This window comes from Caloramator sp. CAR-1, assembly GCF_030546345.1.
Lineage (GTDB): Bacteria > Bacillota > Clostridia > Clostridiales > Caloramatoraceae > Caloramator > Caloramator australicus.
Genome location: NZ_JAUONW010000010.1, coordinates 1 through 25,415, shown reverse-complemented (window position 1 = coordinate 25,415; position 25,415 = coordinate 1). Strand labels below are relative to the sequence as shown.

Sequence of the window (25,415 nt, the reverse complement as noted above, 5' to 3'; positions counted from 1 at the left end):
ATATGGCAACTTTATTAGAGAAGACTAGGGTTTTGAATAAAATATTGCAAAAATCTGCAACAGAACCAGTTGTATTTTCAGACATATGTAAAATTTTAAGCGACGTTATGAATTGCAATGTTTACATTGTAAGTAGAAAGGGCAAAGTTCTTGGATATAGCTTAGTAGATTCCTTTGAATGTGAAATTTTAAAGGAAATTGTAATCAATGAACAAAAATTTCCTGAAGATTACAACAATCAGATTTTAACCATCAATGAAACAAGACCAAATTTAAGAAACGAGGGGATCTGTGTTTTTGATAGATCAAAGGAATGCATCCATGTAAATAAATACACAACTATTGTTCCAATTATAGGTAACAGAGAAAGATTGGGAACTTTATTAATAGCTAGATATGGCTCTGAATTTACCGATGAAGATCTTGTGTTAGCTGAATATAGTGCAGCAATCGTTGGAATGGAAATCATAAGATCAAAACAAGAGGAAATAGAAGAGGAAGCAAGGAAAAAGGCTGTAGTTCAATTGGCTATTGGCACCTTGTCATACTCAGAATTGGAGGCAGTAGAACATATCTTTAATGAATTAGAAGGAAATGAAGGATTATTAGTTGCAAGTAAAATAGCAGATAAGGTAGGTATTACACGTTCTGTTATAGTTAATGCACTAAGAAAATTTGAAAGTGCAGGTGTAATAGAATCACGTTCTTTAGGAATGAAGGGAACGCATATTAAGATATTAAATGACAAGTTATTAGATGAACTTAAAAAATTGAAGAATAGCTAAAAACATATCCCTTGGTGATCAAGGGATATGTTTTTGAGAAAAAATATGTAAAATTAAATATATTTGTGTTGTCAATTTTTTAATTATATGTTATACTACTTAAGGTAATAAATACTCACGCTACTCGATTTTTAAAAGGGTGCCTTAGGGCCTTTTAAAAAAATGAGAGTAGCGGCGGAAAAACCAAATGGAGGTGTATTAAATGTCAGTTATTTCAATGAAACAACTTTTAGAAGCAGGAGTTCACTTTGGTCATCAAACAAGAAGATGGAATCCAAAGATGGCTCAGTATATTTTTACTGAAAGAAATGGAATCTATATTATCGATTTACAAAAAACAGTAAAGAAAATGGAAGAGGCTTATGAGTTTGTAAAGCAGGCTGCTGCTGAAGGTAAGGAAATCCTTTTTGTTGGAACTAAAAAACAAGCTCAGGATTCAATAAAGGAAGAAGCAATAAGATGTGGAATGCACTATGTTAACGAAAGATGGCTTGGCGGTATGCTTACAAACTTCAAGACAATTAAGACAAGAATTGAAAGACTTGAAGAATTAGAAAGAATGGAACAGGACGGAACCTTCGATCTTTTACCAAAGAAGGAAGTAATGAAGCTAAGACATGAAAAGGAAAAATTAGAAAAGAACCTTGGCGGAATTAAGAACATGAAAAGAATTCCTGATGTTCTTTTTGTTGTTGACCCAAGAAAGGAAAAGAACGCAGTTGCAGAAGCAAGAATTTTAGGTATACCAGTTGTAGGAATTGTAGATACTAATTGTGATCCAGATGATGTAGATTATGTAATTCCAGGTAACGATGATGCAATAAGAGCAGTTAAACTTATTGCATCAAAGATTGCAGATGCAGTTATTGAAGGAAGACAAGGAGAACAAATGGCTGAATAATTAAGGTAAGGGATTATTCCCTTACCTTTGACATAATATTAGAATTATTTACATAAGGAGGAATAAATATGCAAATAACCGCTAAAATGGTTAGTGAGCTAAGGGAAAGAACAGGCGCTGGTATGATGGACTGTAAAAAGGCTCTAAATGAAGCAAATGGGGACATGGATAAGGCTATAGAAATATTAAGAGAAAAAGGATTGGCTGCTGCTGCAAAAAAGGCAGGAAGAGTTGCAGCTGAAGGACTAGTTGAAACTTATATTTCTGAGGATGGTAAGAGGGGAGCTATAATAGAATTAAATTGCGAAACTGACTTCGTTGCTAAAAATGTTGACTTTGCTGAGTTAGCTAAGAACATAGCAAAACATGCTGCATATTCTAATGCTAATTCAGTTGAGGAATTACTTGAAGAAAAATTTATTGTTGACAACAATGTAAGCGTTAAAGATGCAATAACTGCACTTATAGCAAAGCTAGGAGAAAATATGACATTTAGAAGATTTGAAAGATTTATTGCTGAGGAAGGAGTTATTTCTGACTATATCCATGGTGGCGGTAGAATAGCTGTTATGGTTCAATTAAAGGGAGGAAACGAAGCAGTTCTTAAGGAAGTAGCGAAGGAACTTGCACTTCAAATAGCTGCAGCAAACCCATTATATCTAAACAAAGAAGATGTTCCAGCAGATGTTATTGAAAAGGAAAAGGAAATTTATAGACAACAGGCATTAAACGAAGGAAAACCAGAAAAAGTTGTTGAAAAGATGGTGGAAGGAAGATTACAAAAATACTATAAAGAAGTTTGCCTTATTGAGCAACTTTGGATAAGGGATCAAGATTTAACAATAAGAAAATATCTTGAAAATAAATCAAAAGAAGCTGGAAATGAAATTACTGTAGTTAAGTTTGCTAGATTTGAAAAGGGCGAAGGTATAGAAAAGAAGGAAGAAAATTTTGCTGAAGAGGTAATGAAGCAAGTTAAAATGTAAAGAGAACACAGCTGTGTTCTCTTTTTTTGAAAAAAGAAGGATTTTTCTAACTTTTGGAGAATTATTATTTTGGAGGTTTGTTATGACAACACCAAAGTATAAAAGGGTAATGTTAAAGTTAAGCGGAGAAGCCTTAGCAGGTAAAAATGGTTATGGATTTGATTTTGAAGTAGTTCAAAGAATTGCACAGGAGATTAAGGAACTTGTTGAAATGGGGGTTCAGGTCGGTGCAGTTGTAGGTGGAGGAAACATTTGGAGGGGTAGATATGGTGCAGGAATGGATAGAACAACTGCAGACTACATGGGAATGCTGGCAACATGTATAAATGCAATGGCCCTTCAAAACATTTTAGAAAACATGGGAGTAGTAACTAGGGTTCAAACAGCAATTGAAATGAGGGAAATAGCAGAGCCCTTTATTAGAAGAAAAGCTGTAAGACATTTAGAGAAGGGAAGAGTGGTAATATTTGCAGCTGGAACAGGTAATCCATATTTTTCAACTGACACTGCAGCAGCATTAAGAGCAGCAGAAATTTGTGCTGAAGTTATATTGTTAGCTAAAAATGTTGATGGAGTATATGATTCTGATCCCAACCTTAATCCAAATGCTCAAAAATTTGACAAATTAACCTTTCAGGAAGTCCTTGAAAGGGATCTAAAAGTAATGGATTCAACAGCAACATCTTTGTGTAAAGATAATAATATACCAATAATTGTTTTTGGCCTTAATACTCCTGGAAATATTAAAAGGGCAGTTTGTGGAGATATGGTAGGAACTTTAGTTTCAAATTCGTAGGGAGGGAAAAGTTATGATTAAGGAAGTTATCAAATCTCATGAAGAAAAAATGAAAAAATCTCTTGAACTTTTAAAACATGAATTGCAAAGCTTAAAGGCAGGAAGAGCAAATCCAGCAATGCTTGATAAAATTACTGTAGATTATTACGGAACACCGACTCACATTTCATCTTTAGCAACTATTACTGTTCCTGAGCCAAGAGTTTTGCTTATACAACCCTGGGATAAGAGTGTTGTAAAAAGTATTGAAAAGGCTATACAAAAATCAGATTTAGGAATAAATCCAGTTGCAGACGGAAATGTTGTAAGATTAGTGATTCCTGAACTTACTGAGGAAACAAGAAAAAATCTTGTTAAAGTTGTTAAAAAACATGGAGAAGATGCTAAAGTAGCAATTAGATCAATTCGTAGAGATGCTAATGAAAAAATAAAAGCCCTCAAAAAAGAAGGAGTTTCAGAGGATGAAATTAAAAGAGCAGAAGATGAAATTCAAAAAATGACAGATAATTTTATAAAAGAAATAGATAAGCTTGTAGAAGCTAAAGAGAAGGAGATTATGACTGTATAATGGAAATGCAAAGATTTTTAGGATATTCATTAAAATATCTTGAAGAACTTTTAAACAGTCAAAATGTCCCTTTTACGGTTAAATACGTATTAGCACCAAACGGAAAGAAATTAGGAGATGAAGTAAGGATTATTAAAATAGATGAAGCTGATACCATTACTATTTATGTATCTTATTTTTAACCCCTCGCTTGAGGGGCATTTTTGCATTAGGAGGTTAAATTATGGAATGGTTGTTTAAAAGAAAAAAAGAAGACAGCTTAATAGATGAAGAAATAGATATGTCAAACCTTCCACAGCATATAGCAATTATAATGGATGGTAATGGTCGTTGGGCAAAGAAAAGGAATCTACCTAGAACGATGGGGCATAAAGCGGGAGTTGAAACGATACGTGAAATCGTTAAAACATGTTCAAAAATAGGAATAAAATATTTAACTTTATATGCCTTTTCAACAGAAAATTGGAAAAGGCCTCAGGATGAGGTAAATACTTTGATGAATTTGCTTGTTGAATATTTAAGAAAAGAAGTGGAAGAGTTAGATAAGAATAATGTTATTATTAATTGGATAGGTGATATATCAAAATTACCACTAATATGTCAGGAGGAATTAAAAAGGGCTAAAGAAAAAACAAAGGACAATGATGGGTTGACTTTAACTTTAGCTTTAAACTATGGAGGAAGGGATGAAATAAAAAGAGCAATTATAAATATAGCAAAGGATGTTAATGCTGGGAAACTTGATGTAGATAGTATCGATGAGAATACAATTTCAGGTTATTTGGATACTGCAAACATTCCTGATCCGGACTTATTAATAAGACCTAGCGGTGAACTTAGGATAAGCAATTTTCTTCTATGGCAAATAGCTTATTCGGAATTATGGTTTTCAGATATATACTGGCCTGACTTTAGTAGCAAACATCTTCTTGAGGCAATAAAAGATTATCAAAAAAGAGAAAGACGTTTTGGATCAATAAAATAAAGAGGGTGAACGAATTGAATACAAGGGTTATTAGTGCAATAGTGGCAATTCCAATATTGATCTTGTTTACAATTGCAGGAGGATATATATTTAAAGCTGGAGTTATGGCTTTGACTGCAATTGCCCTTTACGAATACATATCAGCATATAAAAATACAAATAGCAAGGTCATTACACCAGTTATAATTTTAATTTATTTTCTAAATTTCATATTAGTCTTTTTAAATTATGATTTTGAGCTAAACCTTTTATTGATTATTTTTACAACGCTTTTGAGTATGTCAGTTCCAATTTTCAACAAAAAGTATAACGTTATATCATCATCACTTACTGTTATAGGTGTTTTGTATATTATAGTATTTTTTAATACACTTATACAAATTAGAATTAATAACTATGGTAATCGGCTTATATGGCTAACTTATATTGTCCCATGGGCATGTGATACTTTTGCTTATTATACAGGAAAATTTTTTGGTAAAAGAAAACTTTGCCCAGATGTAAGTCCCAAAAAAACAGTAGAGGGTTCCATAGGGGGCATTTTAGGAAGCATAGTTGGAAGCATGATCTGGTTAAGCTTCAACAGAGAAATTAACATAAGCGTAGCATCAATTATGCTCCTTGCCATCATGGGAGGAATTATATCACAAATAGGGGATCTTTCAGCATCGTTGATTAAAAGACATGTTGGAATAAAGGATTATGGCAACATAATGCCTGGACATGGTGGCGTTTTAGATAGATTTGATAGCATACTATTTGTTGCTCCTTTAGTATATTATTATATAGAAATAATGAAATTTTAGGTTGATATGAAGGTAAATAAAAATATTTATTTTAAATGGATATTCTTGATTGTTATAATTGCTACCATTAAAATTATAGCAACTTATTTTAATCAGCTTTTTATTGCTTTTTTAATAGCTATTATATTACAACCTATGGTATGCAATTCTAAAAAAATCTTAAAAAGTAGAATAGCAGCTGTTATAATTTCATATTTATTTATTATTTTTGTTGCTTTATCGACCACAAAAATAATGTTAAATTTTTCTTATAATGTCATTCTGAATACGTTAAATAATTTACCATCTTATTTTGAAAATATCGATAAAACGATTAGACAATATAACAATAGCTATACGGGCATAAATTTACAAAAAGTGTTAGATTATTTTGATGCATTTATTAATTCATTTAAGCACCAATCAATAAATCTTGTTTACAACACAATAAATGGCTTGACAAGCATTTTATTAATTGTGTTTTTGTCTGCAGTTATTAGTTATGATTTTGATTTGATTTTGAAGTTTTTAAAAAAGTATCTCCCTTTGGAAATTCGATTGGCTGCAAAAAACGTATATAACTTTGTTCAAATGATTATAATTGTTCAACTACAACTTGTTGCTATTTCCTTCATTTTTATGACATTTAGTTTTCTACTGTTAGGTTACAAAAATGCTTTAATTTTGGGGATAGTATGCAGTATTTTGGATATATTACCTATAGTGGGACCAGCTCTATTATTTATTCCAATGATTATAGTAGAATTTTTAGAGCATCACACCATTTCAGCGATAGGATTAATAATAACATATATTCTTAACATTTTTATAAGACAGATTATGGAGGTAAAATTATTAAAAACAAAGTTAAAATTAAGTCCTATAGTGATAATTTTTAATCTTTATCTTGGCTATGTTCTATTTGGATGGTTTGGGGTTATTATAGCTCCAGTGATATATTTATTTGCTTTAGAGTTGTTAACAAATGATAATAAATTTGTGAAAGGAGCAGTAGGATGAGGAGATTATGCATTCTTGGCTCTACAGGTTCGATAGGAACACAGGCACTAGAAATTGTTAGGACAAAAAAAGAAGAATTTAAAATAATTGCTTTGACAGCAAACAGCAATGTAGAATTATTAATCGAACAGGCAAAAGAATTTAAGCCTAGTTATGTTGTTATCGTGGATGAATCGAAAAAGAATTACTTAAAGGATAAACTTGCAAATTTAGAAATAGAGGTTTTAACTGGAATAGAAGGGTTAGAGTATGTTTGTACTTTAAAGGAAGTTGACATAGTCCTTACTGCTGTTGTCGGTATGATTGGTTTAAGGCCAACAGTTCAAGCAATTAGATCCAAAAAAAGAATTGCATTAGCAAATAAAGAAACGATGGTTGTAGCAGGTGAAATAATAAAAAAAGAATTAAAAGAATATAAGGCAGAGATTATTCCAGTAGATAGCGAACATAATGCCATTTTTCAAGCATTACAAGGTAATAAAAAGGATGAAGTTGTAAGGATAATTTTAACGGCATCAGGTGGACCATTCAGAGGTTATAAAAAAGAAGAGTTGAAAGACGTAACACCAGAGTTGGCCATTAAACATCCAAGGTGGAATATGGGCAAAAAAATATCGGTAGATTCAGCAACGCTAATGAATAAAGCCCTTGAAGTAATCGAGGCCCATTGGTTATTTGATATGGATTATGATAAAATAGATGTTATAATTCATCCACAAAGCATTGTTCATTCAATGGTAGAATACATTGATGGCTCAATAATTGCTCAATTAGGAGTTACAGATATGAAATTACCAATAAAATATGCTCTTGAGTATCCTAAAAGGACAAATAGTGTGTCAGGTTATCTTGATCTTAAAGCTGTGGCAAAACTTACCTTTGAAGAGGTAGATACAGAGACATTTGAATGTTTGAAGCTTGGTTATTTAGCTGGTAAAATTGGCGGATCAATGCCAACTGTATTAAATGCTGCAAACGAAGAAGCGGTAAAATTGTTTTTGGAAAGGAAGATTTCCTTCCTTGAAATACCTAAACTACTACAAGCTGCAATGGAAAATCATAAGGTGGAACATAATTTAACGATAGAAAAGATAATAACAATTGAAGAATCAACCAAAAAGTATATTAATGAATTGATTAAATAGGAAGGTGATTAATTTGACAACTTTATTGGCTTCTATATTTGTTTTTGGACTATTAATAACTGCTCATGAATTGGGTCATTTTATTTTGGCTAAGATTAATGGTGTTAAAGTATTAGAATTTTCTATAGGTATGGGACCAAGGCTTTTTAAAATTAAAGGTAAGGAAACTGAATATAGCCTACGTTTACTACCTGTTGGAGGTTATGTTAAGATGCTTGGAGAAGAAGAAGAATGCGATGATCCTCGAGCATTTAGAAAACAAAGTCCATGGAAAAGACTATCTATTTTAATTGCTGGAGCTTTTATGAATTTTATTTTAGCCATTATTCTTTTTATAGTTATATTTTATAATGTTGGTGTCACAACCCTTACTATAGATAGCGTTGTAAGGGACTATCCAGCTTTTAGATCTGGAATAAGGCCTGGAGATAAGATAGTTGCAGTAAATGGCAACAGAATAAATTCATGGAATGAATTTCTGATTTTTATGAATAACAACCAAAATAAAGAATTTGTTCTCACAGTCAAAAGAGATAATATCATAATTGACAAAAAGCTTGAGCCTATTAAAAACCAAGAAGAAAATAGATACATAATAGGAATAACTCCTAAGGTGGAAAAGGGCAAGCTTTTAGTGGCGATATCTTCATCTATAAATGAAACTATAGTATCAATAAAACAAATGTTAATCGTTTTAGGGGGTCTTATAACAAGAAAGGTATCAACTGACAACTTAGGAGGACCAGTGGCTATTATTAAGATGTCGGGTGAAGCAGCAAAAATTGGTATATGGAGTCTTCTATATTTTGCAGGCTTCTTAAGTATAAATTTAGGAATAATGAATTTGATTCCGTTTCCTGCATTAGATGGTGGCTGGGTAGTTATTACATTTATTGAAGGCATAACAGGTAGAAAAATAGATGAAAATAAAATTGGATTAATTAATCTTATAGGTTTTACATTATTAATGTTACTTGCTATAATAATTACTTATAGGGATATATTGAGAATATTTGCTTAGGGTGATGATAATATGAAAAGGAAGAAGACTAAAAAAGTTAAGGTAGGAAATGTTTACATTGGCGGTGACTCACCAGTTACTATTCAATCTATGACAAACACTAAAACTGCAAATATAAAGGATACGATAGAACAAATTAAGTTACTTGAAAAAGCAGGATGCGAAATAATTAGAGTGGCTGTTCCAGATGAGGAATCCGCCCAGGCTATTAAAAAAATTAAAAAGGAAATCAACATCCCATTAGTTGCAGATATCCATTTTGATTATAAATTAGCTATAAAATCTATTGAACACGGAGCAGATAAAATACGAATTAATCCGGGCAATGTCGGTGGAATTGATAAAATTAAAGAAATCATTAAGGCTGCAAAGCATTATAATATTCCTATAAGAGTAGGCGTAAATTCTGGATCCTTAGAAAGGGATATCCTTGAAAAATATAAAAAGCCCTGTGCAGAGGCTTTAGCTGAAAGCGCAATAAGAAACGTAAAATTGTTGGAGGACTTAGATTTTTTTAACATTGTAGTATCAGTAAAATCATCTAATGTATTAGAAACCATAGAGTCTTATAAAATACTTTCAAGAAGTATTGATTATCCATTACATTTAGGAGTAACAGAATCAGGAACATTAATATCAGGAACAGTAAAGTCATCGATTGGAATTGGTCTATTACTTTATGAAGGAATTGGGGATACAATTAGGGTATCATTAACTGATGATCCAGTTAATGAAATTAAAGTGGCAAGAGAAATTTTAAAATCTCTGGGGTTAAGAAAGGGAATTGAAATAGTATCATGCCCAACATGTGGGAGAACCAATATTAATTTGATAGAATTAGCACAGAAAATAACAAGGGAATTAGAAAATTATACAAAACCAATTAAGGTTGCCATTATGGGATGTGCAGTGAACGGACCGGGTGAAGCTAAAGAAGCTGATATTGGAATTGCAGCAGGTAAAGGTGACGCGCTAATATTTAAAAAAGGTGAAATAATAAAAAAGGTTAAGGAATCAGAAATTTTGGAGGAGCTATTAAAAGAAATTGAAAAACTTTAGAAGATATTAATTAATAGGGGGATATTTATGAAAGTATCTTGTATTATTCCGGCCTATAATGAAGAAAAAACGATTGCCTCTATTATTGATACGGTAAAAAGGGTTAATGAAGTTAATGAAATAATAGTTGTTAGCGATGGATCAACTGATGCAACTGCCATTGTAGCGAAGCAAGCTGGAGCTAAGGTTATAGAATTGCAAGAGAATATGGGAAAAGGAGCCGCCGTAAAAATAGGAATTGAAAATGCAAAAAATGATATTGTAATGCTTCTTGATGCTGACCTTATAGGTTTAAATGAACAGCATGTTCTTGATTTATTACTACCTGTATTAAACGATGAAGCTGATATGACTGTAGGGATATTTGTTAATGGACGATTAACAACCGATTTAGCTCAAAAAATCGCCCCTTTTTTATCCGGGCAGAGGGTATTAAAAAAGCATATTTTCAATAATATAGACAACATTGAATTTACAAAATATGGAATAGAAGTAGCCCTTACAAGATATCTGCGAAAAAATAATTTTAGAGTTAAAAATGTAGAACTTCCTGATCTTACCCACATTATGAAGGAAGAAAAATTAGGTTTTAAAGAAGGATTTAAAGCAAGGATGAAAATGTATAGGGATATTATTAAGACATTGAAGATGTAGCAGGATGGTGAAACAGATGCTGAAATCATTAAAAGAAGTAATAAACGATCCACAAATTGAATCTAGTGAATATAATGATATTTACATAAAAAAGATTATGGTAAATAAAAAAGAAGGTAGAATTGATGTTCATTTAAAGACTGCGAAGATGTATGATGATATATTACTTAATAAATTGAAAGTGTTTTTTAAGCAAAAATTAAATATAGACAGCGATATTTTTTTTCACTTGGATACAAATATAATTAATCCTCAAAGCTTTGATAAAGAAACATTTAACAAAATAATTTCTGAGGCCTTTGACGATAATCCTTCAATAGCTTCATTGCTCTTAAATAATGAATTTGAATTTGATGATAAAAATTTAAATATAATAATTGAGAATCAGTTTACTCATAAATTGTTATTAAATAAAAGGGTGGATCATTATTTAAGTAATTATATTAAAAGGTTTTATAATTTAGCTATAAGCATAAATTTTAAACTTAAAGAAATTAATTTAGAAGAATATAACAATAAAAAAGCTGAGGAAGAAAAAGAACTAATCGTTACGTTCTTAAATGAAAAAAGTATTGAAAAAGAAGAAGCGAGTGAAAATGATTCAAAAAATATAAATAATAATTTAGACAAGGAAAATAGTAACATAATTATGGGTAAACAAATAAACCAAGATGTAGTAAAAATAATTTCTATAAATGAAACATCAGAACTTGTTGCTATTAGTGGAGAGATATTTAATATTGACTCTAAAGAAACTAAAACAGGTAAAATAATTCTCACAATTTATGTTACAGACTATACATCTTCAATTGCAGTTAAATTATTTGCAAACAATAAAAAAGCTGATGAAATAAAAAACAAAATAAGCAATGGCATGTTTATAAAAGTATTTGGCGAAGTTTCTAATGATCCTTTTTTAAAGGAATTGGTTATTATAGCAAAATCAATAGAAAAATTAGACGTGCCTAAACGTATGGATAATGCTCTTGAAAAGAGGGTTGAGCTACATCTTCATACTCAAATGAGTGCAATGGATGGAGTAGCATCTGCAAAATCTTTAATTAAAAGAGCTAAGGAGTGGGGACATAAAGCCATTGCTATAACTGACCATGGGGTTGTTCAGGCTTTCCCAGAAGCAATGGATGCAGCTTCTGATACAGGAGTTAAGGTAATATACGGGGTTGAAGGATATTTGGTTAATGATGGTGAACCGCTAATATTAAGACCAGGTAAACAAGAACTAAATACTACTTTCGTAGTTTTTGATATAGAAACAACAGGATTTAATCCAATAAGGGATGAAATAATAGAAATAGGTGCAGTAAAAGTAAAGGATTTTAAAATTATTGATAGGTTTTCAGCTCTTATAAACCCTCAAAAAATAATTTCTAATGAGATTATTAAATTAACGGGTATTACAAATGAAATGCTCATAGACAAACCTAAAATCGATGTAGTTTTACCTAAGTTTCTTGAATTCATTGGTGATGCTCCGGTTGTAGCCCATAACGCAAAGTTTGATACAGGTTTTATCCGAGAAAAATCAAAAAACTTAAACCTTAATTTTGAAAATACGATCATTGATACATTGACCTTATCAAGATGGTTGTTACCCGATTTAAAAAAACATAAATTAAATGTTGTTGCAGAACATTTAGGGGTTACCTTAGAAAATCATCATAGAGCCGTCGATGATGCAGAAGCCACTGCAAATATATTTATAAAATTTTTAAATATGTTAAAAGAAAAAGGCGCAAATACAATAGAAGATATAAATAAATTATATATTTCAAGTTTTGACTATAAAAAGGCGGATTCTTATCATATAACAATACTTGCTAAAAATTATATAGGTTTAAAAAATTTATATAAAATTATATCTTATTCTCATTTGGAGTTTTTTCACAAAAGGCCAAGAATTCCAAAAAGCCTTTTAGAAAGCATGAGGGATGGACTTATCATAGGAAGTGCCTGTGAGTCAGGAGAGGTTTTTCAAGCACTTTTAAATGGTGCAAATGAACAGGAATTAGAAAAAATTGTAAAATTTTATGACTATCTCGAGATTCAACCAAGACAAAACAATTATTTTTTAATTGAAAATGGCAAAATTGAAACTGAGGAGGATTTATTGGAATTAAATAAAAAGATTGTTAAACTTGGTGAAGAATACGGCAAACTGGTAGTGGCAACTGGAGATGTTCATTTTCTTGATCCTCAGGATGAATACTTTAGAAGGATACTGATGTATGGGCAAGGTTATAACGATGCTGATAATCAGGCACCTTTATATTTTAAAACTACTGAAGAGATGCTGGAAGAATTCAGTTATTTAGGAGAAGAAAAAGCTTATGAAGTTGTAGTAAAAAATACGAATAAAATCGCAGATGAAGTGGAGGTTATAAAACCTATACCAGAAGAAACATTCCCACCTAAAATAGACGGGGCAGAGGAAGAAATTAGAAGAATGACATTGAATAAAGCCCACTTAATATATGGTGAAAATCTTCCAGATGTTGTTCAAAAGCGATTAGATAAGGAATTAAATTCAATAATAAATAATGGCTATGCTGTAATGTATTTGATCGCACATAAATTGGTTAAAAAGTCCCTTGATGATGGATACCTTGTTGGTTCAAGAGGTTCTGTTGGCTCATCCTTTGTTGCCACTATGTGCGATATAACAGAAGTTAATCCTTTACCTCCACATTATGTATGTCCTAATTGCAAGCATTCTGAGTTTTTCCTTGATGGAAGCATTGGTTCTGGTGCTGACCTGCCTGATAAAAAATGTCCAAAATGTGGTTATGATTATAATAAAGACGGGCATGATATACCATTTGAGGTTTTTTTGGGTTTTGAAGGAGATAAGGAACCAGATATAGATTTAAACTTTTCAGGGGAATATCAGCCTGTTGCCCATAAATATACTGAAGAGCTTTTTGGTAAAGGTCATGTTTTTAGAGCAGGAACGATTGGAACTATTGCTGAAAAAACGGCATATGGTTTTGTAAAAAATTATCTTGAGGAACATAATTTAAGGGTATCCCAAGCAGAAATAGAAAGGCTTGTTAAAGGCTGCACAGGGGTTAAAAGAACCACAGGACAACATCCGGGAGGGGTTATGGTTGTTCCAAGGGATAAGGAGATTTTTGAATTTACACCAATTCAAAAACCTGCAGATGACGTAGATTCTGATGTAATAACTACACATTTTGATTATCATTCTATTAGTGGTAGATTGTTAAAACTTGATATACTTGGACATGATGATCCAACGGTTTTAAGAATGCTTCAGGATTTAACGGGGATAGATCCAAGGAAAATACCCCTTGGTGACCCAAACGTATTAAAACTTTTTACATCAACTGAACCTTTGGGCATTAAACCTGAAGATTTAAACTGTGATGTTGGAACTTTAGGTTTACCTGAATTTGGAACGAAGTTTGTTAGGCAAATGCTTATCGATACGCAGCCTAAAACGTTCGCAGAACTTGTAAGAATTTCAGGATTATCACATGGAACAGACGTTTGGCTAAATAATGCTCAGGATATAATAAGAAATGGATATGCAACATTAAAGGAAGTTATATCAACAAGAGACGATATAATGCTTTATTTAATCTATAAGGGACTTAATCCAAAACTAGCATTTAATATTATGGAAAGAGTAAGAAAGGGTAAGGGTCTAAAAGAAGAAGATATAGAAGAAATGAAAAAACACGATGTTCCACAGTGGTATATTGATTCCTGTAATAAAATAAAATATATGTTTCCTAAGGGACACGCTGTAGCATATGTTATGATGGCTGTTAGAATTGCATATTTTAAAGTATATTATCCTGAAGCCTTTTACGCAACATATTTTACTGTTAGGGCTGATGATTTTGATGCTGAATTAATAGTGAAGGGAGAAAAGGCGATAAGAAATAAGATTAAAGAAATAGAAAATTTAGGAAACAATGCAACTCAAAAGGATAAAGGACTTTTAACAGTCTTAGAGATAGCCCTTGAAATGTATTTAAGAGGATTTAAATTTATTCCAGTTGATCTTTACAAATCAGATTCTGTAAAGTTTTTAATTACAAAAGAAGGGATATTGCCGCCATTTAAAGCACTACAAGGTGTGGGTGAAGCTGCAGCAAGATCTATTGTAGAAGCAAGACAGGAAGGACCTTTTCTGTCAAAGGAAGATTTGAGATTAAGAAGCAAAGTATCTAAAACAGTAATTGAGATACTTGAAAAGCATGGATGCCTAAAAGATTTGCCTGAAACTAACCAATTATCTATGTTTTAACTTGCAAAGTATTTATTGTAATGTTATAATTGAATTTAGATGTTAATGAATTTGTAGGCAAAGAGTGGGAAATTCCCACTCTTTGTGTTTATGTATATCTTGAACTGCTTTAACAAAAACTACTAAAAAAGAAAGGTGGTTTTTATGAATGTTAAAAAGATAATCGAAATAGTTACAAATATTGCTAGGCCGATAGTAGAAAAATTTAATTTAGAATTAGTTGATGTAGATTTTGTTAAAGAAAATAATGAATGGTTTTTGAGGGTTTTTATAGACAAGGAAGGTGGAATAACAATTGATGATTGCACAAATGTAAGCAGAATTTTAAGTGACAAATTAGATGAAGTTGATCCAATTAGTGTTAGCTATTATTTAGAAGTATCCTCACCAGGTATAAATAGACCTTTGAAAAAGGAAGAAGATTTTATAAGATTTAAGGGTAGAAAAATCAAATTGAAATTATTTAAGGAGATTGATGACAAAAAAATAATAAAAGGTATATTGCTAGGGATTAAAGAAAACAAAGTAATAGTCAATTTGAAAGATAAAGAAATAGAAATTGATTTTAACAATATATCAAGTGCTAATCTAGATGAATAAGGAGGGGTAAACTTGAATACGGTGGAACTTATTGAAGCGTTAAATGAAATTGCAAAGGAAAAAGGAATTGACAAGGATTATATTTTTACAGCTCTAGAATCTGCTTTGGTTTCTGCCTATAAGAAAAACTATGGAACTGCCCAAAACGTTAAGGTGGTTATAAATAGAGAAAATGGAGACATTCACGTTTATGCTCAAAAAAAGGTTGTTGATGATGTAAAAAACAGCCTTCTTGAAATCAGTTTAGAAGATGCAAAAAACATTAACCCTATATATAAATTAGATGACATTGTTGATATAGAAGTAACTCCAAAGGATTTTGGAAGAGTCGCAGCTCAAACAGCTAAACAAAGCGTTATACAAAAAATTAAGGAAGCAGAAAGGGAGATACTTTATAAAGAATTTGTTGAAAAGGAAAACGATTTAATCACAGGAATGGTCCAAAGAAAGGAAAAAACAAAGGAAGGAAATAAATATAATGTTATAGTTGAGATAGGAAGATGGGAAACAGTTTTGCCACCTTCTGAACAGATGCCAAATGATGCTTACAATCAGGGTGACAGATTGAAATTTTACATAACTGAAGTAAGAAAAACAGGTAAAGGGCCGGATGTTGTTATTTCAAGAACTCACCCAGGGCTTGTAAAAAGGTTATTTGAATTGGAAGTTCCAGAGATATTCAATGGAGTTGTAGAAATTAAAAGTATAGCTAGGGAGGCAGGTTCAAGAACAAAAATTGCAGTTCATTCAAGGGATGAAAACGTGGATCCTACAGGGGCTTGCGTTGGTCCTAAAGGAATTAGAGTTCAAAATGTTGTAAATGAATTAAATGGAGAAAAAATCGATATAGTAAAATGGAGTAAGGATCCAGCAGAGTTTATTGCCAATGCCTTAAGTCCTGCTAAGGTAATAAGTGTTGAAGTCAACGAAGATGATAGAAGTGCAAAGGTAATTGTTCCAGACTATCAATTATCTTTAGCGATAGGTAAAGAAGGACAAAATGCAAGATTAGCTGCTAAGCTTACTGGATGGAAGATCGATATTAAGAGTGAATCCCAGGCTAAAATTGATTAGATAGGGGAGTGATTAAATGAAGGTTAAAAAAATCCCTATGAGAATGTGCCTAGGATGTCAAGAAATGAAACCTAAGAAGGAATTAATAAGAGTTGTTAGAAGTCCTGAAGGAGATATAAGCATAGATATGACGGGTAAGAAGGCAGGAAGAGGGGCATATATTTGTAAAGATATTAACTGCTTAGAAAAGGCTATCAAAGCAAAACGGTTTGAGAAGGCGTTAGAGGTTAAAATCTCCGAAGAAATATATCAAAAGCTGCGGGAGGAACTAAAAAATGAAGGATAATCTTTATTCCTTTATTGGCCTTATGCAGAAGGCTGGAAAACTTTCTTCGGGAGATGATGCAGTAGAAATAGAAATAAAAAAGAAAAAGGCTATGTTAGTTATAATCGCTGAGGATGCAAGTGAAAATACCAAAAAGAAATTTATAAATATGTGTGAATATAGAAATATTCCGTATGTCATTTTTGGAGAAAAAGATGGTTTAGGTTATGCAATAGGTAAATCATCACGATCAGTAATCGCTATAAAGGATAAAAATTTTGCACAAGGATTTTTAAAGAAGATTGATAACCAGAATAATGGGGGTGAAGCTTTTGTCAATAATTAGAGTTTATGAATTAGCAAAACAGCTTAATATGACTAGCAAAGAGGTTATAGAGTTACTGAAAAAAGAGTTTGATATAGAAGTTAAAAATCATTTAAGTTCTATAGAGGGTGAAGAAGCTAAAATAATAATGGAATATGTTGAGGAAATAAAAAATAAGGGTAGCAAGAATGAAGACACAAATCAGAATAAAGAAAAAAATGAAGAAAAAAATATTGCGAAACATGAAGATGACAAATTTGATGATCTAGATGTTGACGATGATTTTAAGAAAAACGAAAAGATAAGAAAGAAAGTTAGAAATGAGAAAATTAAAAGGCATTTAGGAAAAGAAAACAAAAAGCAAGAAGAACAAATAGAAGATATTGGAATAGTGACAATTCCAGAAAGTGTAAGGGTAAGTGAGTTTGCTGAGAGGATTAAAAAACCAGCAACAGAAATACTTAAAAAATTAATTTTAATGGGTGTATTCGTAACTATAAATCAAGAAATCAGTTTTGAGGTAGCTGAAAAAATTGCAGAACAATACAATATTTTATTAGAAAAGGAAGTTAAACAGGAAAGGGAAGAAGTTTTAATTAACGATTTTGAAGATAAAGAAGAGGATTTGATGCCAAGACCTCCAGTAGTTACAGTTATGGGACATGTTGACCATGGAAAGACATCTCTTCTTGATGCTATAAGACACTCAAAGGTAGTAGAAACAGAAGCAGGTGGAATTACTCAACATATTGGTGCTTATACCGTAGATATAAATGATAAGAAGATAGTATTTTTGGATACTCCAGGTCACGAAGCTTTTACTGCAATGAGGGCAAGAGGTGCTCAAGTCACAGATATTGCAATATTAGTTGTTGCTGCTGATGATGGTGTAATGCCCCAAACTATTGAAGCTATTAATCATGCTAAGGCAGCTAATGTTCCAATTATCGTAGCAATTAATAAGATTGATAAAAGTTCAGCAAATCCAGATAGAGTAAAACAGGAATTAACAGAATATGGATTGATAGCTGAAGAATGGGGTGGAGATACGATTTGTGTTCCTGTATCTGCAAAGACTAAACAAGGAATTGATACATTATTGGAAATGATACTTTTAGTTGCTGAAATGCAGGAATTAAAGGCTAATCCAAACAGACCTGCTAAAGGAACAATAATAGAAGCAAAATTAGATAAAGGAAGAGGACCTGTTGCTACGGTAATTGTTCAAAAGGGAACATTAAAGGTTGGAGATAGTATCATTGCAGGAACAACATATGGAAAGGTTAGGGCTCTTATAGATGATAAAGGAAGAAAGGTAAAATCTGCAGGTCCATCTATCCCAGTTGAAATTTTAGGCCTTGCAGAAGTTCCAAATGCAGGAGATATACTTTATGCTGTTTCTGATGAAAAAACTGCAAGACAAATTTCTGAAATGAGAAAGGAAAAAGAAAGACAACAATATTTTGCCTCCAGCAGCAAAATTACATTGCAAGATCTCTTTAGTCAGATTCAGGAAGGAAAGGTTAAAGAATTAAATATAATTGTTAAGGCTGATGTTCAAGGTTCTGTTGAAGCTCTAAAACAAGCATTAGAGAAATTAACTAATGATGAGGTTAAGGTGAGGGTAATACATGGTGGTGTTGGAGCAATCACAGAGTCTGACATTACATTAGCATCAGCTTCAAATGCGATAATAATTGGATTTAATGTAAGGCCTAATAATATGGCGATGCAACTTGCTGAAAGGGAAAAGGTTGAAGTTAAAACTTATAGAATTATTTATGAAGCTATTGATGATATACAGGCTGCAATGAAGGGTATGCTTGAACCTGAATACAAAGAAGTAATAACAGCTAGACTTTCCGTAAGACAAACATTTAAGGCATCAAATATTGGAACAATCGCTGGATGCTATGTAGAGGATGGAAAGGTGAATAGAAATAATAGCATAAGAGTAATAAGAAATGGTGTTGTAATATATGAAGGCAAGATAGCCTCACTAAAGAGATTTAAAGATGATGTTAGAGAAGTTGCTGCTGGATATGAATGTGGTTTAACGATTGAAAGATTCAACGACATTAAAGAAGGCGATATTTTAGAAACATACACAATAGAAGAAGTAAAAAGAGCTTAAGAGGTGTTGCAAATGGCAGTTGAAAGAACTTCACGATTATCAGAGGAGATAAAACGAATAGTAGGAGATATCATTCAAAATGAATTGAAGGATCCCAGGATCCCAATGTTAACTTCGATTACCGACGTTGAAGTAACAAAGGATTTAAGATATGCAAAGGTCTATGTAAGTGTTTTTGGTTCTGAGGACGAGAAATTAAAATGTCTTGAAGGTTTAAAAAATGCAGCAGGTTTTATAAGGAAAGAAGTTGGAAGAAAAATTAAAGCAAGATATACGCCTGAGATATTATTTGAGTTGGATCGTTCAATAGAATATGGTATGCATATAACTAAGATGCTTCAGGAGATGAAAAATAATGATTCTGAATAAAATAGGAGATATAATAAAACGAAATAAAAGTTTTGCAGTTGTATCTCATATTATTCCCGATGGTGATGCAATAGGATCGACTTTGGGGTTATATAATTTTCTTTCTGAGATTGGAAAGGATGTTGATGTCTTTAATCCAGACAAATTGCCTTCAAAGTTCAATTTTTTACCAGGTTTTTTTGATGTTAAAGATACATTAGTTAAAAGACACTATGACTGTATTTTTGTTCTCGATTGCAGTGATAAAGATAGGTTAGGACCCCTAGTAGAATTATTAAATATGGCAGATGTAGTCATTAATATAGATCATCATATATCAAACGATTTATTTGCTGATATTAATTATGTTGATACTAATGCAGGAGCCGTTGGTGAAATTATATACAATTTAATTCGAATTAATGGTTTTGAGATTTCGCACAATACTGCAATGTGCCTTTATACTTCAATAGTAACTGATACAGGAGGCTTTAAATATAGCAATACTACTTCAATGACATTAAACATTGCAGGTGATCTCATTAATACAGGAATAGATTTTCCAGAAATCAATAGAATACTTTTTGACTCCTTAACAGCTCAACAGGTAAAATTATTATCTAGGGTAACCTCAACCCTTGAACTTTATAATAACAATTCAATTGCGATGCTGCATGTGACAAAAGATATGATGGAGGAATGTGGTGCTAATGAGAACGATGCCTCAGAAATGGTAAATTATGCAAGGGATATAGATACCGTTGAGGTGGGAGTTTTTATTAAGGAAGTTGAAAAAGGAAAATTTAGAGTAAGTTTGAGATCAAAAAACAAGATTGATGTCAGGATTATTGCTGAAAAATTCAATGGTGGAGGTCATATAAGGGCAGCCGGGTGCACAGTATACGGAGATTTGGATGAAGTTAAGAATAAGGTATTAAATGAAATTATAAACCATTGGATGTGATACGGTGGATGGAGTAATTAATATACTAAAGCCTCCTGGTATGACTTCCCACGACGTTGTTGATTATTTAAGAAGAATTATTAAAATTAAAAGAATTGGTCATACAGGGACGTTAGATCCAGGAGCTGCAGGGGTATTACCTGTTTGTATTGGAAAAGCAACTAAAATAGTTGAGTTTTTAACAAGGGATACAAAGGAATATATATGTGAGTTGACTTTAGGAAATGCTACTGACACCTATGATAAATACGGCAATTTTCTTTACGAAGATATTGATTGTAGTTTTATAAACTTTAATGATCTAAACAAAGCTATCAAGAAATTTATTGGAGAAATTGAACAAAAACCACCAAAGTTTTCAGCTATAAAAATTAACGGCAAAAGGGCATATGATCTTGCGAGGGAAGGACTAGACTTTGATATTCCATCAAGGAAAGTTACAATATACAATATTGAGGTATTAAGCTTTAATTCTCCTAAGGCACTTTTAAAAGTTGAATGTTCAAAGGGAACCTATATAAGATCCTTATGTAACGATATAGGAGAAGAGCTTAAGGTTAAAGGGTATATGAGCTTTCTTTTAAGAACTAGAACGGGTAAATTTAATATAAAAAATGCAGTCCCTTTAGATATAATAAACAAGGATAATTATCATAAATATGTAAATAAAATGGAGGATGCATTAGAATTACCAAGATATGATGTAGGTTTAGATTATAAAAAAATGATTTTAAACGGTAACAAAATTAAAATAAAAGATGACTTGGCAAGTCAATTAGTTAAAATATACTGTCAAAGTGAGTTTTTAGGAATCGGTAAGATTGAAGACAAAACTTTAAAAATAGAAAAACTATTAATTTAAGGTGTTGACATATGATTATCTTTGAGGGTAAATATAATGAGATATTTATTAATAGAAAAACAGTTATTGCTTTGGGAACTTTTGATGGTATACATTTTGGACACAGAAAAATAATTGAAGGTGCCGTAAAAGAAGCTAAGACAAATAATTTAAATAGTGCTGTTTTAACTTTTAAAAAACCTGTTTTTTCTTATTTTAATAAAAATGCAACTAATTATCTGATTAATCCAATAGATATAAAAACTGAAATCATAAGTAGCTTAGGTGTTGATTACCTAATATATGTTGATTTGGAGGATGGATTTATTAATTTACCTCCGGAACAGTTTTTGGAATATCTTAAACATAATTTAAACGCAGAAATTATAGTTTGTGGTTATAATTATACCTTTGGGAAAAATGCCCAGGGTGATATAGAATACTTAAAGGAAAATTCTGAAAAATATAATATTAATGTTATAGTTTTTGAAGAAATTTTAATGGAGAACCTAAGGGTTTCAAGTAGCTTAATTAGAGAATGTTTATTGTCGGGAGATGTTGAACTTGCAAATAAATTATTAGGATATAATTACTATTTAAAGGGAAGAGTTATTAGGGGTAAGAGCCTTGCATCAAGACTTGGATTTGCAACGGCAAATATTATTGTCGATAGGAATCTTTGTTTAAAAAATGGTGTTTACATAACACTTACCCATTATGAAGGCAATAGTTATCCTTCTATAACCAATATAGGATATAATCCAACCTTTGGACAAAAACAAAGGGTATGTGAGACACATATATTGAAGTTTGAAAAAAACATATACGATAAAATTATAAAAATAGAATTCATGAAATATTTGAGGGAAGAAAGAAAATTTAATAGTATTTTTGATTTGCAGTCAAGGATAAAAAAAGATATTAAGCTAGCGGAAAATTATTTCAAGATATAATATTTACAACTCTTATGATATCTGCTAAAATATAGTTTGTAACCTGTGCTGGGATTAACGTAGCTCCGGCGTATTCTCAGCATGAGGCGATTATAAATTTATGGAGGTGTAATAAATGGATAAGGCAAGAAAGCAAGAGCTTATAGCTAAGTTTCAAAGACATGAAGGAGATACAGGATCTCCAGAAGTTCAAATTGCGTTATTAACAGAAAGAATTAATCATCTAACAGAGCATTTAAAGGTTCACAAGAAGGATCATCATTCAAGAAGAGGCCTTTTAAAGATGGTAGGTCAAAGAAGAGGACTTTTAAACTACCTTATGGAAAATGATATCGAAAGATACAGAAAAATTATTGAAGAATTAGGAATAAGAAAATAATAGAGCGGATTTACCGCTCTATTATTTTAAATACTTTTTTTACTAAATTATAGTTTAAAAATGAAATAAATAGTAAAAATAAAATTAGAGAGAAATGAAGGGAGGTAAAATAATGCATCATGTTTTTGAAAAAGAAGTTGCGGGAAGGACATTTAAAGCGGATATAGGAAAGTATGCCCTACTTTCTAATGGAGCTGTTTTGCTAAGCTATGGGGATACAGTTATATTAGCAACTGCAAATGCTTCCCCAGAACCTAAAGAAGGAATTGATTTTTTCCCGCTAAGTGTAGATTATGAAGAAAGACTTTATGCTATAGGTAAAATTCCAGGAGGTTTTATAAAAAGGGAAGGTAAGCCTACTGAAAAGGCTATATTATCTGCAAGAGCAATTGACAGACCAATAAGGCCTTTATTCCCCAAGGGATATAGAAATGATGTTCAAATTATTTGCACAGTTTTGTCGGTAGACCCTGATAATCCACCAGAAATAGTTGCTATGAATGCTGCATCTTTAGCTCTGTGCATATCTGATATACCCTTTGAAGGCCCGGTATCTTCGGTTTTAATTGGAAGGGTTGATGGAAAACTTATTGTAAATCCAACGGCTGAAGAAAGGGAGAAAAGCGATTTACACTTAATCGTTTCAGCAACTAAAGAAAGGGTTATGATGATCGAAGCTGGAGCAAAGGAAGTAACTGAAGAGGATATGTTTGAAGCAATAATGTTTGGATTTAAGGCTTGCCAAGAAATAAATGATTTCCAAGCAGAAATAGCTGAAAAAATAGGCAAAGAAAAAGTTATTCCTGAACTTTATAAAGTTCCAGATGAAATTGAAAATGCTGTAAGGGAATATGCAACAGATAAATTGTGGGAAGCGATGCAACATACCGATAGAGTAGAAAGACAAGACCATGTTGACAAAGTTAAAGAAGAGGTGTTTGAACATTTTGCAGAAATTTTCCCAGAATGTGAAAAGGATATTGACGATGTAATGTATAGAATAATGAAGGAACATGTTCGTAAGATGATATTGGAGGAAAAAAGAAGACCTGACGGAAGAAGCTTTGAAGAAATAAGACCTCTATATTGTGATGTAGGCATTTTACCAAGAACGCATGGTTCAGGATTATTCCAAAGAGGGCAAACACAAGTTTTAACTGTTGCAACATTAGGTGCATTAGGAGATGTGCAAATACTTGATGGCCTTGGCGATGAGGAGTTTAAAAGATACATGCATCATTATAATTTCCCACCATATTCAACAGGCGAAGTGAAATTCTTAAGGGGGCCTGGACGAAGGGAAATAGGACATGGTGCCTTAGCAGAAAGAGCTCTTGAACCAGTTATCCCAAGCGAAGAAGAATTTCCATATACAATTAGATTGGTGTCAGAAGTTTTAAGTTCAAATGGGTCAACTTCTCAAGCTAGCGTATGCGGAAGCACTTTAGCCTTAATGGATGCTGGAGTTCCTATTAAAAGACCAGTTGCTGGAATTGCAATGGGCCTTGTAACAAGTGAGGATTTATCTCAGGCGGAGATTTTGACAGATATTCAAGGGATAGAAGATTTCTTTGGAGATATGGATTTTAAGGTTGCAGGAACAGAGAAGGGGATAACAGCTATACAAGTTGATACAAAGATTAAGGGATTACCTGAAGAAATAATTAAAAAAGCTATTTATCAAGCAAGAAAAGCAAGACTAGAGATTTTAAAAGTGATGCTTGAAAGGATTCCACAGCCAAGAAAAGAATTATCCAAATATGCTCCAAGAATAATTAGCATGGTTATTGATCCTGAGAAAATAAGGGATGTGATAGGACCTGGTGGAAAAACTATAAACAAAATTATAGCAGAAACAGGAGTTAAAATCGATATAGAAGAGGATGGTCGTTTATACATAAGTTGCCCAGATCCAGAAAAGGGCAAACTTGCTCAAAAGATGATCGAAGGAATAACAAGAGATGTAGAAGTTGGTGAAGTTTATCTTGGTAGAGTTAACAGAATAACTCCATTTGGTGCCTTTGTAGAAATATTACCAGGAAAAGAAGGACTTTGTCATATTTCTAAGTTAGCACATGAAAGAGTAAATAAAGTTGAAGATGTAGTAAATGTAGGAGATGAAATTTTAGTAAAGGTAACTGAAATAGATAATTTAGGTAGGATAAACCTATCAAGAAAGGATGCTATTCCCAAACCAGAAGAACAAAATAATTCTAATCAATAAAAAGGGCTTTTAAAAAGCCTTTTTTTAATTCATAAACCCATAGTGTAAAATTATTGTAGGACGAAAAAGGACAAAAAATTTAAAAGAGACAACCCCTGTGGTAAAATAAAAAGTGGAAAAAACACAAATCAATAAGGGGGTGTCTCTTTTGAATAATATTATACAACATGATATTATACAACAACATTTAATAAATTTCACTACTAAATTAATAAAAAATGTAGAAGAAATGCTGTCAAAAGAATGGGATTTTACAAAACTTGTTGAGGTAGTTAAAGAATCGACTGATGAACTTGGAAGGAATATAAT

Annotated in this window: 25 protein-coding genes; all 25 read left to right on the top strand. The window is 31.9% G+C overall.

Annotation, left to right across the window (positions count from 1 at the left end):
- Window positions 1-2: 2 nt before the first annotated feature.
- The 25 genes from codY (at window position 3) to Q3V94_RS03120 (ending at window position 25,106) form a co-directional block, all read left to right on the top strand.
- On the top strand, window positions 3-785 hold the full coding sequence (codY, locus tag Q3V94_RS03240) for a GTP-sensing pleiotropic transcriptional regulator CodY (protein ID WP_303525105.1): 783 nt from the start codon (window positions 3-5) through the stop codon (window positions 783-785).
- A gap of 202 nt (window positions 786-987) precedes the next feature.
- Window positions 988-1,686, top strand: a complete 699-nt coding sequence (gene rpsB / locus Q3V94_RS03235) for a 30S ribosomal protein S2 (protein WP_274767728.1) — start codon at window positions 988-990, stop codon at window positions 1,684-1,686.
- A gap of 68 nt (window positions 1,687-1,754) precedes the next feature.
- Entirely contained in the window at window positions 1,755-2,672 is a 918-nt protein-coding gene (gene tsf, locus Q3V94_RS03230; RefSeq protein WP_303525104.1) for a translation elongation factor Ts, read from the top strand.
- An 82-nt stretch (window positions 2,673-2,754) separates the two neighbouring features.
- Window positions 2,755-3,468 carry a UMP kinase gene (pyrH, locus tag Q3V94_RS03225; RefSeq protein WP_008908762.1) on the top strand — a complete coding sequence of 238 codons (714 nt, stop codon included), beginning with the start codon at window positions 2,755-2,757 and terminating at the stop codon, window positions 3,466-3,468.
- A 13-nt stretch (window positions 3,469-3,481) separates the two neighbouring features.
- Window positions 3,482-4,036 (top strand): ribosome recycling factor, encoded by a 555-nt coding sequence (frr, locus tag Q3V94_RS03220; RefSeq protein WP_008908761.1) that lies wholly within the window; start codon window positions 3,482-3,484, stop codon window positions 4,034-4,036.
- Complete coding sequence (locus tag Q3V94_RS03215; protein WP_274767727.1) at window positions 4,036-4,218, top strand: hypothetical protein; 183 nt, start codon at window positions 4,036-4,038, stop codon at window positions 4,216-4,218. Before frr ends, Q3V94_RS03215 begins: the two co-directional genes overlap by 1 nt.
- A gap of 41 nt (window positions 4,219-4,259) precedes the next feature.
- Window positions 4,260-5,021, top strand: a complete 762-nt coding sequence (locus Q3V94_RS03210) for an isoprenyl transferase (protein WP_303525100.1) — start codon at window positions 4,260-4,262, stop codon at window positions 5,019-5,021.
- Between the two features lie 14 nt (window positions 5,022-5,035).
- On the top strand, window positions 5,036-5,827 hold the full coding sequence (locus tag Q3V94_RS03205; protein ID WP_303525098.1) for a phosphatidate cytidylyltransferase: 792 nt from the start codon (window positions 5,036-5,038) through the stop codon (window positions 5,825-5,827).
- A gap of 6 nt (window positions 5,828-5,833) precedes the next feature.
- Window positions 5,834-6,826: an AI-2E family transporter gene (locus Q3V94_RS03200; protein WP_303525096.1), complete on the top strand. Its 993-nt coding sequence runs from the start codon at window positions 5,834-5,836 to the stop codon at window positions 6,824-6,826.
- Entirely contained in the window at window positions 6,823-7,971 is a 1,149-nt protein-coding gene (locus Q3V94_RS03195) for a 1-deoxy-D-xylulose-5-phosphate reductoisomerase (RefSeq protein ID WP_303525094.1), read from the top strand. Before Q3V94_RS03200 ends, Q3V94_RS03195 begins: the two co-directional genes overlap by 4 nt.
- A gap of 13 nt (window positions 7,972-7,984) precedes the next feature.
- Window positions 7,985-8,992, top strand: coding sequence for an RIP metalloprotease RseP (rseP, locus tag Q3V94_RS03190; protein ID WP_274767726.1), 1,008 nt, complete (start codon window positions 7,985-7,987; stop codon window positions 8,990-8,992).
- A 12-nt stretch (window positions 8,993-9,004) separates the two neighbouring features.
- Window positions 9,005-10,051 (top strand): flavodoxin-dependent (E)-4-hydroxy-3-methylbut-2-enyl-diphosphate synthase, encoded by a 1,047-nt coding sequence (gene ispG, locus Q3V94_RS03185; protein WP_303525091.1) that lies wholly within the window; start codon window positions 9,005-9,007, stop codon window positions 10,049-10,051.
- Window positions 10,052-10,078: 27 nt separating this feature from the next.
- Entirely contained in the window at window positions 10,079-10,705 is a 627-nt protein-coding gene (locus Q3V94_RS03180) for a glycosyltransferase family 2 protein (protein WP_303525089.1), read from the top strand.
- 4 nt (window positions 10,706-10,709) lie between these two features.
- Window positions 10,710-14,999, top strand: a complete 4,290-nt coding sequence (locus Q3V94_RS03175; RefSeq protein ID WP_303525087.1) for a PolC-type DNA polymerase III — start codon at window positions 10,710-10,712, stop codon at window positions 14,997-14,999.
- Window positions 15,000-15,143: 144 nt separating this feature from the next.
- Window positions 15,144-15,599, top strand: coding sequence for a ribosome maturation factor RimP (gene rimP, locus Q3V94_RS03170; protein ID WP_303525085.1), 456 nt, complete (start codon window positions 15,144-15,146; stop codon window positions 15,597-15,599).
- Between the two features lie 12 nt (window positions 15,600-15,611).
- Window positions 15,612-16,673: a transcription termination factor NusA gene (gene nusA, locus Q3V94_RS03165; RefSeq protein ID WP_008908796.1), complete on the top strand. Its 1,062-nt coding sequence runs from the start codon at window positions 15,612-15,614 to the stop codon at window positions 16,671-16,673.
- A 16-nt stretch (window positions 16,674-16,689) separates the two neighbouring features.
- Window positions 16,690-16,959, top strand: a complete 270-nt coding sequence (rnpM, locus tag Q3V94_RS03160; RefSeq protein WP_303525083.1) for an RNase P modulator RnpM — start codon at window positions 16,690-16,692, stop codon at window positions 16,957-16,959.
- Window positions 16,949-17,284, top strand: coding sequence for a ribosomal L7Ae/L30e/S12e/Gadd45 family protein (locus Q3V94_RS03155; RefSeq protein WP_303525082.1), 336 nt, complete (start codon window positions 16,949-16,951; stop codon window positions 17,282-17,284). Before rnpM ends, Q3V94_RS03155 begins: the two co-directional genes overlap by 11 nt.
- A complete protein-coding gene (gene infB / locus Q3V94_RS03150) occupies window positions 17,271-19,397 on the top strand; it encodes a translation initiation factor IF-2 (RefSeq protein WP_303525081.1) in 2,127 nt (708 codons plus the stop codon). Before Q3V94_RS03155 ends, infB begins: the two co-directional genes overlap by 14 nt.
- A gap of 12 nt (window positions 19,398-19,409) precedes the next feature.
- Entirely contained in the window at window positions 19,410-19,766 is a 357-nt protein-coding gene (gene rbfA / locus Q3V94_RS03145) for a 30S ribosome-binding factor RbfA (protein WP_008908800.1), read from the top strand.
- Window positions 19,753-20,709: a bifunctional oligoribonuclease/PAP phosphatase NrnA gene (locus Q3V94_RS03140; protein WP_303525080.1), complete on the top strand. Its 957-nt coding sequence runs from the start codon at window positions 19,753-19,755 to the stop codon at window positions 20,707-20,709. The genes rbfA and Q3V94_RS03140 overlap by 14 nt, the downstream gene beginning before the upstream one ends.
- A 4-nt stretch (window positions 20,710-20,713) precedes the next feature.
- Complete coding sequence (gene truB / locus Q3V94_RS03135; protein WP_274767720.1) at window positions 20,714-21,571, top strand: tRNA pseudouridine(55) synthase TruB; 858 nt, start codon at window positions 20,714-20,716, stop codon at window positions 21,569-21,571.
- An 11-nt stretch (window positions 21,572-21,582) separates the two neighbouring features.
- The gene (locus Q3V94_RS03130; RefSeq protein ID WP_303525077.1) at window positions 21,583-22,503 is read left to right on the top strand and encodes a bifunctional riboflavin kinase/FAD synthetase; all 921 of its coding nucleotides are present in this window, start codon (window positions 21,583-21,585) and stop codon (window positions 22,501-22,503) included.
- Window positions 22,504-22,618: 115 nt separating this feature from the next.
- Window positions 22,619-22,882, top strand: a complete 264-nt coding sequence (gene rpsO, locus Q3V94_RS03125; protein ID WP_008908804.1) for a 30S ribosomal protein S15 — start codon at window positions 22,619-22,621, stop codon at window positions 22,880-22,882.
- A 112-nt stretch (window positions 22,883-22,994) separates the two neighbouring features.
- Window positions 22,995-25,106 carry a polyribonucleotide nucleotidyltransferase gene (locus tag Q3V94_RS03120; protein ID WP_008908805.1) on the top strand — a complete coding sequence of 704 codons (2,112 nt, stop codon included), beginning with the start codon at window positions 22,995-22,997 and terminating at the stop codon, window positions 25,104-25,106.
- The last annotated feature ends 309 nt before the right edge of the window (window positions 25,107-25,415 follow it).